At 63.5% G+C, this 13,098-nt stretch carries 12 protein-coding genes and 1 tRNA gene; 7 read left to right on the forward strand and 6 right to left on the reverse strand.

The window, feature by feature from the left end; all coding sequences use genetic code 11:
• Positions 1-31: 31 nt before the first annotated feature.
• Both IZ6_RS02605 and IZ6_RS02610 read right to left on the reverse strand, forming a co-directional pair.
• A complete protein-coding gene (locus tag IZ6_RS02605; protein ID WP_222876465.1) occupies positions 32-1,147 on the reverse strand; it encodes a lipid II:glycine glycyltransferase FemX in 1,116 nt (371 codons plus the stop codon).
• A gap of 2 nt (positions 1,148-1,149) precedes the next feature.
• Positions 1,150-2,109, reverse strand: a complete 960-nt coding sequence (locus tag IZ6_RS02610) for an LpxL/LpxP family acyltransferase (protein ID WP_222876466.1) — start codon at positions 2,107-2,109, stop codon at positions 1,150-1,152.
• A gap of 171 nt (positions 2,110-2,280) precedes the next feature.
• On the opposite strand from IZ6_RS02610, the gene IZ6_RS02615 reads away from it, so the two are divergent.
• Positions 2,281-3,597 carry an oligosaccharide flippase family protein gene (locus tag IZ6_RS02615; protein ID WP_222876467.1) on the forward strand — a complete coding sequence of 439 codons (1,317 nt, stop codon included), beginning with the start codon at positions 2,281-2,283 and terminating at the stop codon, positions 3,595-3,597.
• Positions 3,598-3,600: 3 nt separating this feature from the next.
• Here the strand turns inward: IZ6_RS02615 and putA are convergent, their stop codons facing one another.
• The gene (gene putA / locus IZ6_RS02620) at positions 3,601-6,684 is read right to left on the reverse strand and encodes a bifunctional proline dehydrogenase/L-glutamate gamma-semialdehyde dehydrogenase PutA (protein WP_222876468.1); all 3,084 of its coding nucleotides are present in this window, start codon (positions 6,682-6,684) and stop codon (positions 3,601-3,603) included.
• Between the two features lie 127 nt (positions 6,685-6,811).
• Here putA and modA point away from each other — a divergent pair, with 127 nt between their 5' ends.
• The 3 genes from modA to IZ6_RS02635 are packed head-to-tail and all read left to right on the forward strand — an operon-like array spanning position 6,812 to position 8,919.
• Positions 6,812-7,582, forward strand: coding sequence for a molybdate ABC transporter substrate-binding protein (gene modA, locus IZ6_RS02625; RefSeq protein ID WP_222876469.1), 771 nt, complete (start codon positions 6,812-6,814; stop codon positions 7,580-7,582).
• Between the two features lie 3 nt (positions 7,583-7,585).
• Positions 7,586-8,290, forward strand: a complete 705-nt coding sequence (modB, locus tag IZ6_RS02630; protein WP_222876470.1) for a molybdate ABC transporter permease subunit — start codon at positions 7,586-7,588, stop codon at positions 8,288-8,290.
• Positions 8,287-8,919, forward strand: a complete 633-nt coding sequence (locus IZ6_RS02635) for an ATP-binding cassette domain-containing protein (protein ID WP_222876471.1) — start codon at positions 8,287-8,289, stop codon at positions 8,917-8,919. The genes modB and IZ6_RS02635 overlap by 4 nt, the downstream gene beginning before the upstream one ends.
• Before the next feature lie 170 nt (positions 8,920-9,089).
• Here the strand turns inward: IZ6_RS02635 and IZ6_RS02640 are convergent, their stop codons facing one another.
• Positions 9,090-9,551 (reverse strand): Hsp20 family protein, encoded by a 462-nt coding sequence (locus IZ6_RS02640; RefSeq protein WP_222876472.1) that lies wholly within the window; start codon positions 9,549-9,551, stop codon positions 9,090-9,092.
• Between the two features lie 140 nt (positions 9,552-9,691).
• Here IZ6_RS02640 and IZ6_RS02645 point away from each other — a divergent pair, with 140 nt between their 5' ends.
• A complete protein-coding gene (locus IZ6_RS02645; RefSeq protein ID WP_222876473.1) occupies positions 9,692-10,648 on the forward strand; it encodes an alpha/beta fold hydrolase in 957 nt (318 codons plus the stop codon).
• A gap of 4 nt (positions 10,649-10,652) precedes the next feature.
• On the opposite strand, the gene hisN is transcribed toward IZ6_RS02645, so the two are convergent.
• Positions 10,653-11,438 (reverse strand): histidinol-phosphatase, encoded by a 786-nt coding sequence (hisN, locus tag IZ6_RS02650; protein ID WP_222876474.1) that lies wholly within the window; start codon positions 11,436-11,438, stop codon positions 10,653-10,655.
• 10 nt (positions 11,439-11,448) lie between these two features.
• Positions 11,449-12,339 (reverse strand): N-formylglutamate amidohydrolase, encoded by an 891-nt coding sequence (locus tag IZ6_RS02655; protein WP_222876475.1) that lies wholly within the window; start codon positions 12,337-12,339, stop codon positions 11,449-11,451.
• A gap of 193 nt (positions 12,340-12,532) precedes the next feature.
• On the opposite strand from IZ6_RS02655, the gene cpdR reads away from it, so the two are divergent.
• A complete protein-coding gene (gene cpdR, locus IZ6_RS02660) occupies positions 12,533-12,901 on the forward strand; it encodes a cell cycle two-component system response regulator CpdR (RefSeq protein WP_222876476.1) in 369 nt (122 codons plus the stop codon).
• 73 nt (positions 12,902-12,974) lie between these two features.
• Positions 12,975-13,049: transfer RNA gene (locus IZ6_RS02665), tRNA-Val, on the forward strand.
• Positions 13,050-13,098: the final 49 nt, after the last annotated feature.

Here is a 13,098-nt window from a genome sequence, read left to right on the forward strand (position 1 = left end):
CCACAGACGCAGTTTTGCGGAAGAGAAGTTGTCAGCCGCGATAAAGGCGGCTCATCCATGTGCGCAGAATGCGCCGTGCGCCGCGCGCGCCGTAGACGAATTTCAGCGCAAGTTTTGCTTTGATCGTCGCGGCGTAATCGAATTCGCCCGGCACCTGCAGCTTGATGCCTTCTTTGCCCATCAGTCCGGATTTGAATTGCGCAAGGCCCGGCTCGCTCGCCGAGGTGCCGAGATCGTACCAGGCGGCCTCGCCGCGGATGCGCTCCAGAACTTCCCATTGCAGTTTGTAGCCGGCGCGGACCGGCAAAGCCTTCTCGCCCGTCGCGCCGTAAAGATAATAGGCGGTGTCGCCGAGAACGCCGTAGACGATGCCGGCCACGGCCTCGCCGTCATGATGCGCCATCAGGCATTTCGGCTTCAGATCTTCCGGCAGGGATTCGGCAAGCTCAGGCACGACATCGACCGGCCGGAACAAAAGAACCTGCTTGCGCTCGCTCATGCTCTGATAGAGCGCTTCGAAGGCGGCGTAATCGCCGGGATCGAGCTCGACCACGTCGACGCCGGCTTTTTCCGCTTTGCGGAGATTGGCGCGCCAGGTCTGGGCAAGGCTCGCCAGCTGCGCCTCGGCCGAAAGCGAAGCGTTGCAGATAAAATGATCGCCGCCCTGCGTCATGCGTCGGGCTTTCAGGCCGAGATCGGCCAGCGCATCGCTTTCCAGCGAGGTGAAGACGGGATGGGCGCGCGGAATAAGCGTCAGCGCTATGCCCGCATTCTTCGCATGGCGGCACAGCGCGGTGACAAGGCGCATATAGCGGCCGAGATCGACGGGCTTGCCGATCGGGCGCCAGACGGGTCCGACTTTGCAGAAGCCGACGCCGCCGAGAACCGGAACATTGACGCGGCCATAGCACATGCCGCCGAGCACTTCGCCCTGCTCGACGACGACGACGCAGACCGTGTTCTCGACGCCGAAGGTCTTGGCGGTAAACAGAGAGCTCTGCTCGTAGTTCACGTCCTCGAACAGATCGAGGAGCGCGTTCCAGTCGGCATGGCTGACAATGTTGATCTCTTGCTCGCGCTCGAGCAAATGCTGAGACCAGGGGCGCGGCTCAAGGCGTGCCGAAACAAGCGTAGCGCTTTGCGACATGGTCAGCTCCCCTCCGCTGGACCAAAAATCTCGGCTCGTGCGAACTGCGCCGGGAAAGCGAGAACATGCGGTTTCAAGAATTCGGCGAGGGCTGAGAGCGCTCGCGCGTCATCCTCATCGCATGAGCTGTCTTTCGGAAGCGTCAATGGCCGGCCGATGGCGGTCGTAAACACGCCGTCGGCATTGCGGGTCGTAACCACGGGCAGAATGGCGGCTCCCGTCTGGTGCGCGAGGGCCATCGGGCGCGTTGCAAGGCTGAGGCGGCCGGCGAGAAACGGCGTATGAGCAAGGCGTCTGGCTTCCGTGCCCATGGTGATCGAAACGATTTCGTTGGCGGCAAGCCGTCGTGCGAGTTCAGCCAGTGCCTCGGCCACTTGCCCGTCCTCGATGACGACGCGGCTTGCCAGAAAGCGTTGTTCGATCCGCGTGCGGATCGGGTTCAGGAATGCTTTTCCGAAACGCGTGCGTGAAAAGCCGTGAAAGCTGCGGCTGAGATGATGGGTGCGGAAGCCTTCGCGGAACAGCGAGAGTTTGGTCTCGGTGCGGCTATGGGCGGTCGCGACGACCCAGAGCAGGGCCCCGCGGCCGGATGCGAGCGCCTTGGAAAGATGCTCGATCCCGGTCAGGCGGGTTTCGGGCAGGGCGCAGAGCGGGCTGTGCAGGGCAAAAAGGTTAAGACGCTCAAGCTGAAATTCGCTCTGTGCGGCGATGAAGAATTCCCGCGTATCGGCAAGGCCGAAGGGCGCGGCATAGGCCTCGGCTGCCTTTTGTGCGGAGCCCGCGCGTAGGCTGGCGACAATGCTGGCGATCAGGCGGCTGAGGCGCTGTTTCGCGCCAGCGGGCGTCAGCCAGGCAAGCGGCATCAGCACGGGAAGAGAAGCGGCGAACAGAAGATCGTTCCTGGAAATCAGGCGGTCGGCGGCATCCTGTGCAGACGCGGCACGAACCATCGTCGAAGCCATCGCGATTTCCCCCCAGCGGACGGCAATTATAAGGTGTGACCCTTTTCGAGAAGGTTGAACGATTTGCTTAAAAAGCCGGTAATTCCATAAGCCGTCGCAACCCTCGCTTAAACTCTGTGGTTTACAGATGCCTCTCAAATACCTGGTTTTTGCCGGGATGGAGCGGCCGCGTTGCGTATCTGGTCAAAGCTGACATCGACATCGGCGATCCTGTCGGCGATCCGCGTCGGCGGATCGGGCATTGCCTTCGTCACCCAGATCCTGCTTGCGCGCGTCTTGTCGCCGTCCGATCTCGGCGTCTTCTTCTTCGTGACCAGCATGGCGACGATCGCAAGTCTCGTTGTCGGTCACGGTTATCCCAGCCTCCTGACGCGCTTCATCTCGCGCTACACCGAACGCAATCGCCCCGGCTATCTGTCGGCCTTCCTGCGCACCGCGCAGCGCGAGACGCTGAAATGGTCGGTCGTCGGCGCGACTTTGTTTGCGGCCGTCAGCTGGTTCTGGCCCGGCATCGATCAGGATACGCGGCTTGCTCTGATCTTCGGCGCCCTGACCATCATTCCGATGGGTATGCACCGCATTCTCGGCTATCTCGCGATCACCTATCGCCGCTTCATCCTCGGCTATCTGCCGGGCTTCATCATCCGGCCGGCGCTCTTCGCCGCGGTGCTGCTCGCGCTCTATGCGCTGGGAGACGGCATGTCGGTCTGGACGGTCACGGCCATTCAGTGGGGCACCTGGGTCGCCATGCTGTTTGCAACGCTCTACATCGTGCGCCACATCTATCTCGGCCCGTCAGAGCCGGTCTATGACCGCCGCCTCACCAATCGCTGGCGCCGCGAGGCGTGGCCGCTCGTCATTGTCGCAAGCTTCACCGGCCTTCTGTCGGAACTCGCCGTCGTTTGCGTCGCGCCGTTCATGCCGATGTCCGATGTCGCGGCGTTCGGCATCTGCGTGAAGCTCGCTTTCCTCGTCGGCTTCATCGTCCAGGCCGCGCATCAGGTCATTCTGCCGGACATGGGCGAAGCCATCGTCCGCCGCGAAAGCCATGCGCTGCGTGCGCGCATTCTCGGCGCCAGCCTATTGCCGATCGGTCTCACGGTCGCGGGCGTCCTGTTCTCGATGTTCTTCGGCGGCTGGTTCCTGAAACTGTTCGGCGCCGAATTCAGCAATGCCAAGGACACGCTGACCATCCTGATGCTGGCGCAGTTCGTGCGCGCGGTCGCGGGGCCAAGTTCGCTGCTTCTGACGCTGAAGGGAGCGCAAGCGACATCCGCCTGGATCTGCGCGCTGTCGGGCATTGTACTGCTGGTGTCGAATGCCGTGTTTGCGACGCTGTGGGGCGCCGAAGGCGGCGCCGTCGCGGTTCTGATCACCACGGTCGTCTGGCTGCTGGCGACAGCGATTGCGCTCTACCGTCTCGACGGCGCGCGCGCCGACATTGCGGGTCTTCTCCACCGCGGCCATGCCGCAGCGCCTGCCGAATAATCTCTAAAGGTTCATCAGGTCCGGATCGCCGCCTTGTGCGGCGATATTGATGCTCGTTGCGCGCTCGACGGCATAACGCGTCAGCGCCAGCGGCCCGCCGGCTTTCGGTCCCGTACCGGACAGGCCTTCGCCGCCGAAAGGCTGCACGCCGACAACGGCGCCGATCATCGAGCGGTTCACATAGAAATTCCCCGCCGGAACGAGCCGCGCCACATCCTCGGCAAATCCGTCGATCCGCGAATGCACGCCGAGCGTCAATCCGAAACGCTGCGCGGCGAGTTTGGCGGCAACCTCTTCAAGTCTGTCGGTGCGGTAGCGCACGACATGCAGGATCGGCCCGAAGACCTCGCGCGTCAGAAAATCGGGCGACGGGATTTCCGCAAGCACGGGCGGAAAGAAACTGCCGCCCTCCGGCGCCGCCAGCCGATGCAAAATCTTCGCGTCGCGCGCAAGCCGCGCCATATGCTCCTCCAGCAAGGCGCGTGCATCCATGTCGATCACCGGGCCGACATCGGTTGCGGGGTCTGAGGGGTCGCCGATGACGAGAGCATCCATCGCGCCTTTCAGTCCGTGAATCAGCGCATCGGCGGTGTCTTCCGGCAGGAAGAGAAGACGCAAGGCGGAGCAGCGCTGGCCGGCCGAACCGAACGCCGAGAGGATCACATCGTCGATCACCTGTTCGCGCAGCGCGGTCGTGTCGACGAACATGCCGTTTAAACCGCCCGTCTCGGCGATGAAGGGAATGATCGGTCCCTCACGCGCCGCCAGCGCGCGGTTGATTGCCCAGGCCGTGTCCGTGCCGCCGGTAAACGCGACGCCGTCAATGCCGGGATCTGCCGTCAGCGCCGCGCCGATCTTTGAGCCGGAGCCCATTACAAGATGCAGAAGATCGGGATCGAGTCCCGCGCGGTGATAGAGCTTGACCGCTTCATAAGCGATGAGCGGCGTCTGTTCGGCGGGCTTCGCGATGACCGCATTTCCGGCGGCAAGCGCGGCGGCGATCTGGCCGGTGAAGATCGCCAACGGAAAATTCCACGGCGAGATGCAGGCGAAGACGCCGCGGCCGTGCAGCGATAAAAGATTTCGTTCGCCGGCAGGGCCCGGCAGCGTGCGCGGCACGAAATCGTTTTCGGCGATGCGCGCATAATAACGGCAGAAATCCGCCGCCTCGCGCACTTCCGAAATCCCGTCGGCAAAGGTCTTGCCGCCTTCGCGCGCAAGGATCGCGATAAAGCGTTCGCGCTCGGTCTCAAGCGCATCGGCCATTTTGCGCAAAATCTTGGCGCGCACCGGGCCGCTGATGCGGTCCCACTCCGGCTGCGCGGCGCGGGCGCGCGCAATGGCGCGCGACATGTCGGCAGGAGAAGCATCGCTCACCAAACCGATCTCGGCGCCGTCTGCGGGCGCACGCGCGGCGCGCCTGTTTTCGCCGCGCAACGTTTCCCCGCCGATGAGCGGCGCAGCTGCAAGTGGTTTCAGCCCCGCGACTGCTTTGCGCAGGTTTTCGCGCACCTCGCCAATCGTGAGATCAAGGCCGGACGAGTTCTTGCGCTCGTCTCCGAACAGAAGCGGCGGCGGCGGGATTTTCGGATGACGGCCCGGATTTGCCTCGATGTCCTCGATGGGATCGGTGACCACGGCTTCCACGGCGACATGCTCATCCAGAAAGGTATGGACGAAGCTGGTATTCGCGCCGTTCTCGAGAAGCCGACGCACGAGATAGGGCAGAAGCTCCTCATGCCCGCCGACCGGCGCATAGGTGCGAACGGTCAGTGACGGATCGAGGCCTTTGGCCGCGGCATAAAGTTCACGGCCCATGCCGTGCAGGCGCTGATATTCGACTTTCACGCCGACGCGGCTTGCCATGAGGCGGATGGCGGCGAGCGTGTGCGCATTGTGCGTCGCAAATTGCGGATAGAGCTGCGGCGCCGCGCGGATGAGCTTTTCGGCGGAAACGAGAAAACAGAGGTCCGTCGCCTGCTTGGTCGAGAAGACGGGATAGTCCGGGCGTCCTGCGATCTGCGCGCGCTTGATTTCGGTGTCCCAATAGGCGCCCTTCACAAGGCGCACCATCAGCCGCCGCCCGCTGTCGCGCGAAAGGTTCGCAACCGCATCGATTACGTCGGGCGCTCGCTTCTGATAGGCCTGCACGGCGAGGCCGAGGCCGCGCCAATCGCCGAGCCCTTTCTCGCGCGCCAGCCGGTCGAGAATCTCGAGCGAGATTGTGAGACGATCTGCTTCCTCGGCATCGAGGGTGAGATTGATGTCGTGTTCGGCCGCAGTGAGCGCCAGCCGCCTCAGCCGCGGATAAAGTCCGTCCCAGACGGGCGAAGGTTTGCGTCCGGCCTGCACGGCGTCATAGCGCGGCGACAGCGCCGACAGCTTCACCGAGACGCCGTGCCCGTCCTCGGGCCCGTCGCCCTTTGATGCCGCGCCGATCTTGTCGATGGCCGCGGCGTAAGATGCTGCATAACGCTCGGCGTCCTCTTCGGTGCGCGCCCCTTCGCCCAGCATGTCGAAAGAGCAGAGAAGGTTCTCGCTATCGGCGCGCTTCAGCGCTTCTTCGATGGTGCGGCCGAGCACAAACTGCTCGCTCATGATGCGGATCGCGCGGCCGATGGCGGTGCGGATCACCGGTTCCGAAATCCGCCCGGCGATGCGGCGCAGAAAGGAAGGGAGGTCGCGCTTCGCTTCGTCGTCGACATCGACCAGGCTGCCGGTCAGCATCAGGCCCCAGGTCGAGGCGCTGACAAAGAGATTGTCCGAGCGGCCGAGATGGCTCGCCCAATCGGCGGAAGCCACCTTTTCGGCAATCAGCCTGTCGCGCGTGTCTTCGTCGGGTGTTCTGAGGAGAGCCTCGGCGAGGCACATCAGAACGAGGCCCTCGCGGGTCGCGAGGCTGAATTCCTGCAGGAAGCTCTCGACCATGCCGCCCTTTCCCTGATTGCGGGCAAGGCGGACAAGGGCTGCGGCATCGCCCTTGATGCGGGCGCGTTCGGGAACGGTGAGGGGCGCGTCGAGAAGCAGTGTGCGCACCGCTTCGGGTTCGCTCCGGTATTTCCCGGAATCGAGTTTATGCCAATCCATCGGGGCCGAGTTTACGCGCCGGGGCGGCGGTTTAAAGTCGATAGTTTTTCTCTATGGTACGATTTGCCGATTTTGAATTGATCCCGGCGGGAGAGGGCAGAGAGATGCCCTCCTCACGGAGGTATCCATGCGCAAGTTCCTGTCCCGCTTCATTGCGCCGTTCCTGGCGCTCGCCCTCGTTGCGGTTCCCGCTTCGGCTCAAGACGTCACGGTGTTTGCCGCGGCCAGCCTGAAAAACGCGCTCGACGATGCCGCCGGTCAGTGGACCGCCGAAACCGGCAAAAAGGCCGTCATTTCCTATGCGGCGAGCTCGGCTCTGGCCAAGCAGATCACCGAAGGCGCCCCGGCCGATATCTTCATCTCCGCCGACCTTGCCTGGATGGACCATGTCGAAAAGGCAGGCCTCGTTGCGGACGGCACGCGCAAGAGCCTTCTCGGCAACTCCATCGTCCTCATTGCGCCAAAGGATTCGAAGGTGAGTGTGAAGCTTGTCCCCGGCGTTGATCTCGCCGCGGCGCTCGGCGCCGACGGCAAGCTTGCCATGGCCGATGTCGCGGCGGTGCCCGCCGGTAAATACGGCAAAGCGGCGCTGGAAAAGCTCGGCGCCTGGGCCGGCGTTGAAGGCAAGGTTGCGCAGGCCGAAAACGTTCGCGCAGCACTGGCGCTCGTCTCGCGCGGCGAAGCCCCGCTCGGCATCGTCTACAAGACCGACGCCGCGGCAGATAGCTCGGTGAAGATCGTCGATACCTTCCCGAAGGACTCGCACCCCGAGATCGTCTATCCGGTGGCACAGATCAAGACGTCGAAATCGCCGGATGCGGCGGCCTTCCTTAACTATCTGCGCTCGCCGAAGGCCGTTGCCGCTTTCGAAAAGCAGGGCTTCACGCTACTCGACTGAGTGATGTTCGATTGGTTCCGGCTTGAGCCGGCCGAGGTCGCGGCGCTTCAGCTCAGTCTGAAGGTCGCGGCCACGGCAACCCTGTTCAGCCTGCCGCTGGGTATTGCGGTGGCGTATCTTCTGGCGCGCGGCCGCTTCTGGGGCCGTTCGCTGCTGAACGCGCTCGTCCATCTGCCGCTTGTCCTTCCGCCGGTCGTCACCGGCTATCTTCTCCTGCTGAGCTTCGGCAAGCGTGGGCCGGTGGGTGCATTCCTCTACGATTGGTTCGGCTTCTCCTTCTCCTTCCGCTGGACGGGCGCGGCGCTCGCTGCGGGCGTCATGGCGTTTCCGTTGATGGTGCGCGCGATACGTCTCTCCATCGAGGCCGTCGACAGAAGGCTCGAAGATGCGGCGGGAACGCTTGGCGCAAACCCTCTTGTTGTTTTCTTCACCGTCACGCTGCCGCTGTCGGTGCCCGGCATTCTTGCCGGTTCGGTGCTGGCTTTCGCCAAAGCCATCGGCGAGTTCGGCGCGACGATCACCTTCGTCTCGAACATCCCCGGCGAAACGCAGACGCTGCCGAGCGCGATCTACACCTTTACGCAAGTGCCCGGCGGCGATGCCGGCGCGCTGCGCCTGGTGCTGATCGCGATTGCTGTTTCGGTCGTGGCATTGCTCGTGTCCGAATATTTCGCCCGCAAGGTCGATCGCAGATTGGATCTCCAATGATCGAGATCGATCTCAGCCATCGGCTCGACGCCTTCCGTCTCGATGTGAAGTTTTCGAGCACCGCGCAGGTCACGGCGCTGTCCGGGCCTTCCGGCGCCGGCAAGACGACGATCCTCAATGCTATTGCCGGTCTTATCCGGCCCGAACGCGGGCGCATCTCGGTGTCGGGCCGCGTATTGACGGATATTGCGAGCGGGCGTGTGGTGCCGCGCCACAAGCGCCGCATCGGCTATGTGTTCCAGGACGCGCGGCTCTTCCCGCATATGAGCGTGCTGTCGAACCTGACCTATGGACGGCGGCGCGCCGGAGCATCGACGCCCGTCGAGCCCGTGGTCGAACTGCTGGGCCTCGGCGATCTTCTGAAGCGCAAGCCGCGCAATCTGTCCGGCGGCGAAGCGCAGCGCGTCGCCATCGGCCGCGCGCTGCTCGCCGATCCCGCGCTGCTTCTCCTCGATGAGCCTTTGTCCTCGATCGACGAGGCGCGCCGCGCGGAGATTTTGCCCTTCCTGAAAAAGCTGCCGGAGAGCGCCGGCGTGCCGATCCTTTATGTCAGCCATTCGACCGATGAGATCGCAAAGCTTGCGGGCGCCGTCATTCACATCGAGGCGGGCAAGGTCGTGACGAAATAAAAACGTTATCTCCTCTCCCGTTCACGGGAGAGGACGACTCGAAAGCCGAGAGGCTTTCGAGCGAGGTGAGGGGAAAGCCAAAAAATAAAAAGGGCGAGAGCTGTTCGCCCTCACCCCGGTTGCCTGCCGGCAACTCGACCCTCTCCCGCTTCGCAGGAGAGGGGACAAGTTCAGGCGGCCTTGTTTTCGATCACCTTGGACGAGGATCCATTGGTCGAGATCGCGATGGTGCGGGGCTTTTTGGCCTCCGGCACTTCGCGCACGAGATCGATATGGAGCAGGCCGTTTTCGAGGCTCGCACCGCGAACCTGGACGTAATCGGCAAGCTGGAACCGGCGCTCGAAGGCGCGGGCGGCAATGCCCTGATGCAGGACTTCGCCCTTCGACTGGCCGGACTGCTTGTCGCCCTTCACGGTCAGGGCATTTTCCTTCACTTCGATATTGAGGTCGCTCTCGCCAAAGCCGGCGACGGCAATCGAAATGCGGTAGTCGTTCTCGCCGGTGCGCTCGATATTATAGGGCGGATAGCCCGGCGCCTGGCCGGCTTCCGGCGTGAACTGGTCGAGCAGCGAGAACAGGCGGTCGAAACCGACGGTCGACCGGTAGAGAAGGGTCGGATCAAAAGCACGCATATGTCACATCCTCCTTGAAGCGATGCGGTATGAGGGCCCGCCGGAATGGCCGGGCCGATTTTCCCATTGCACAGCCCGTCAGGGCCTGTGCATGTCGGATGTGGTAAGCCCGAATCGGGCGTTCAAGACCCTTTTTGCCTATGCCGGTTCCCTTCGTTTCGATCCCTGAAAATCCCTGTCCCGCCAATGCCGAAGGCTTCGATCTGAAGACCTCGGATGGTGTTGTTCTGCGGGTCGGGCGCTTCAAGGCGCCCTCCGACCGGCCCTTCAAGGGCACGGTCTGCCTGTTTCAGGGGCGCGGCGAATTCATCGAAAAATATTTCGAGGTCATCGGCGAGCTGAACGAACGCGGCTTCACCGTCGCGGCGCTCGACTGGCGCGGGCAGGGCGGCTCGCAGCGCCGTCTCAAAAATGCCAAGCGCGGCCATGTCCGCCATTTCGACGATTTCCAGACCGACATCCTCGCCTTCATGGAGGATTTCGTCCGGCCGGAATGTCATCCGCCGTTTTTCGGCCTCGCCCATTCCATGGGCGGGCCGATCCTGCTCGAAGCAACGCGCCGGCGCGCCACCTGGTGGGACCGGCTTGTACTGACAGCGCCGATGATCGGCCTGCCCGGCATGGCCGCCGATCCTTTGACGCGCCGTCTTGCGGTTCTTCTCGTCTGGCTCGGCATGGGCACGTTCTTCGTGCCGGGCGGCACGGCGCGCGATTACGCCGAGCGCGGCTTCGACAACAATCTTCTGACGTCCGATCCGAAGCGCCATGCGCGGCTCGTCGCGCTGTGCAAGGCCGCCGATCATCTCACCATCGGCTCGCCCACCATCGGCTGGCTGCGCGCCGCCCATCGCGCCATGGAGCTTCTGGAAGATCCCGAACGCGTCTCGCAGATCCGGACGCCGACTTTGTTTTTCGCCGCCAGCGAAGACAAGATCGTCGCCAACCGGCCGATGGAATTGCTCGCCCATCAGATGCGCACGGCGGAAGTGATTACGCTGCCGACGGCGCGGCATGAGCTGCTGATGGAACGCGACGCCATCCGCAAAGCCTTCTGGACGGCCTTCGACGCGTTTATTCCCGGCAGTCCGACGTTCTAGGCGTTCAGGCTTTCGCCGCCAGCAGCTCGAGCGCGGCGGCATGGACTCTACGGTCCCCGGCGGCGATGACGCGGCCGCCTTTGTGCGCGGGCCCGCCTTCCCAATCGGTAATGATACCGCCCGCGCCTTCGACGATCGGGATCAGCGCGACGATATCGTAGGGCTTCAATTCGCTTTCGACGATGATGTCGATCTGTCCGGCCGCCAGCATGCAATAGGCATAGCAATCGCCGCCATAGCGCGTATGGCGCGTCGCGGCTTCCATCGCCTCGAACGCCGCCAGATCCTTGCCCTGGAAAATGCGCGGCGAGGTCGAGGACATGATGGCGTCTTCGAGCTTTGTGCAGGAGCGGACGCGAAGCTTGCGGTCGCCGAGCGGGCCGCGATAGCGCGCCGCGCCGCCATCGCCGAGAAAGCGCTCTTTGGTGAAAGGCTGGCTCATCACGCCATAGACCGGCGCGCCGTTCTTCATCAGGCCGATCAGCGTGCCCCAGGTCGGCAGGCCGGTAATGAAGCCGCGCGTGCCGTCGATCGGGTCGAGCACCCAGACATAATCGGCGTCTTCGCTCTCATTGCCGAATTCCTCGCCGACAATGCCGTGCGAGGGAAAGGTCGCCTTGATCAGCTGGCGCATCGCCGCTTCCCCGGCATGGTCGGCCGCGGTGACGGGGTCGAAGCTTTTGCCGCCTTTGTTTTCGACGCCGATGGTCGTGCGGAAAAACGGCATGACGGCTTCGCCGGCCACGGTCGCGAGACGGTCCACGAAGGCTTCGAAATCGACTGCGGTCATATGGAAAAAATCATTCCGCGGCGGCGCGACGGATTTGCAGTTCGCTCTGCGCGAACAGAACGAGCTGCTGGGCAAACGCGCCGAGCTTGCCGCAGAGGACGGCAAAGCCCGCGGTGCGTTCGTGGCTCTTCTCGTCCATATAGAGCGCGCGGTTGATCTCGATCTGCAGCGCATGAATGCCGGCAACGGGCGCGCCGTAATGCTCGGTGATATAGCCGCCGGCATAAGGCCTGTTGCGCGCGACGGTGAAGCCGAGGCCGCGCAGCGTCACTTCGGCAAGATCGGTGATGCCGGCGCTGCAGGATGTGCCGTAGCGGTCGCCGAGCACGATATCGGCGCGCTGGCGCTCTTCGCGCGCAAGGCCGGTCGAGGGCATGGAATGGCAATCGATGAGGACGGCCGCGCCGAACTGGTCGCGCACGCGGGCGAGCAGATCTTCCAGCGTCGCATGATAGGGCTTGTAGAGCGTCTCGATGCGGCGGATCGCTTCTTCGACGGGCAGGCGCCGGTCGTAGATTTCCTGCGCATCGCCGACGACGCGGGCGATCGTGCCGAGCCCGCCGGCAACCCTCAGCGAGCGCGTATTCGCATAGGCCGGAAGCCGGCCCTCGAACATGCGCGGGTCGAGCTCATAGGGCTCGCGGTTCACATCGAGAAAGGCGCGCGGGAAATGGGCGCGCATCAAGGGCGCGCCGTGATCGACCGCGGCAAGGAAGAGTTCGTCGACGAAGGCGTCTTCGGAGCGCCGCAGAGCCAAAGCGTCAAGGCGGACGGAGGCGAGGAAGGCGGCCTGGTAGCGGGCGCCCGAATGCGGCGAATTGAACACAACCGGCGCGGTGATGCGCTCGGGTGCGACAATCTCGAATTCGGGGTGCGGCTCGGCGCCGGGTTCGGCCGTCATGGAGAAGGGGACGCTCTCTTAATTCGTTTCCTCGGACCGAAAAACACCCGGCCCAGGGAGATGGTGCCGTGCGTCGGGGGTTATGTCCACCCGCCGTTCACTCGTCCGGCCCGCTTAAGTGCCGATGTGAACCGGGTGTTTACGGTCAGCCCCGCTTATGGGAAGAAAGAGGGGCTCGCGGGCGATATTTTCCATGACCGACATCACCAAGATCATTCTGGCCGAAGACGACAACGACATGCGCCGCTTCCTTGTGAAGGCGCTGGAGAATGCCGGTTACGAGGTCGTTTCCTTCGATAACGGCCTGTCGGCCTATCATCGCCTCCGGGAAGAGCCCTTCGAGCTCCTCCTGACGGACATTGTGATGCCGGAAATGGACGGGATCGAGCTGGCCCGCAGGGCCGCCGAGCTCGATCCGGACATCAAGATCATGTTCATCACGGGTTTTGCGGCGGTGGCCCTCAAGCCCGATGCCGGAACCCCCAAGGACGCCAAGGTGCTGTCCAAGCCCTTCCATCTGCGCGACCTCGTCAACGAGGTCCAGAAGATGCTGGCGGCGTAAAAAGAGGCTGTTTTCGCGCCTTGCGGCCCGCGGCCCGAGCCGGTATATCCGGCGCCTCCGCTTTATGGAAAATGGGCGATTAGCTCAGCGGGAGAGCACTTCCTTGACATGGAAGGGGTCACAGGTTCAATCCCTGTATCGCCCACCATTTTCCAGTGCCTTACGAGGCAGTTGCCGCCAAAGGGCGATCTGCCATC

It is taken from the genome of Terrihabitans soli (genome assembly GCF_014191545.1).
In the GTDB taxonomy this organism is placed as follows: domain Bacteria; phylum Pseudomonadota; class Alphaproteobacteria; order Rhizobiales; family Methylopilaceae; genus Flaviflagellibacter; species Flaviflagellibacter soli.

What these genes read in the sequence shown, in the direction of transcription:
- IZ6_RS02605 (WP_222876465.1), bottom strand. Translation starts at nt 1,147, where the DNA reads ATGTCGCAAAGCGCTACGCTTGTTTCGGCACGCCTTGAGCCGCGCCCC.
- IZ6_RS02610 (WP_222876466.1), bottom strand. Translation starts at nt 2,109, where the DNA reads ATGGCTTCGACGATGGTTCGTGCCGCGTCTGCACAGGATGCCGCCGAC.
- putA (WP_222876468.1), bottom strand. Translation starts at nt 6,684, where the DNA reads ATGGATTGGCATAAACTCGATTCCGGGAAATACCGGAGCGAACCCGAA.
- modA (WP_222876469.1), top strand. Translation starts at nt 6,812, where the DNA reads ATGCGCAAGTTCCTGTCCCGCTTCATTGCGCCGTTCCTGGCGCTCGCC.
- modB (WP_222876470.1), top strand. Translation starts at nt 7,586, where the DNA reads ATGTTCGATTGGTTCCGGCTTGAGCCGGCCGAGGTCGCGGCGCTTCAG.
- IZ6_RS02635 (WP_222876471.1), top strand. Translation starts at nt 8,287, where the DNA reads ATGATCGAGATCGATCTCAGCCATCGGCTCGACGCCTTCCGTCTCGAT.
- IZ6_RS02640 (WP_222876472.1), bottom strand. Translation starts at nt 9,551, where the DNA reads ATGCGTGCTTTTGATCCGACCCTTCTCTACCGGTCGACCGTCGGTTTC.
- IZ6_RS02645 (WP_222876473.1), top strand. Translation starts at nt 9,692, where the DNA reads ATGCCGGTTCCCTTCGTTTCGATCCCTGAAAATCCCTGTCCCGCCAAT.
- hisN (WP_222876474.1), bottom strand. Translation starts at nt 11,438, where the DNA reads ATGACCGCAGTCGATTTCGAAGCCTTCGTGGACCGTCTCGCGACCGTG.
- IZ6_RS02655 (WP_222876475.1), bottom strand. Translation starts at nt 12,339, where the DNA reads ATGACGGCCGAACCCGGCGCCGAGCCGCACCCCGAATTCGAGATTGTC.
- cpdR (WP_222876476.1), top strand. Translation starts at nt 12,533, where the DNA reads ATGACCGACATCACCAAGATCATTCTGGCCGAAGACGACAACGACATG.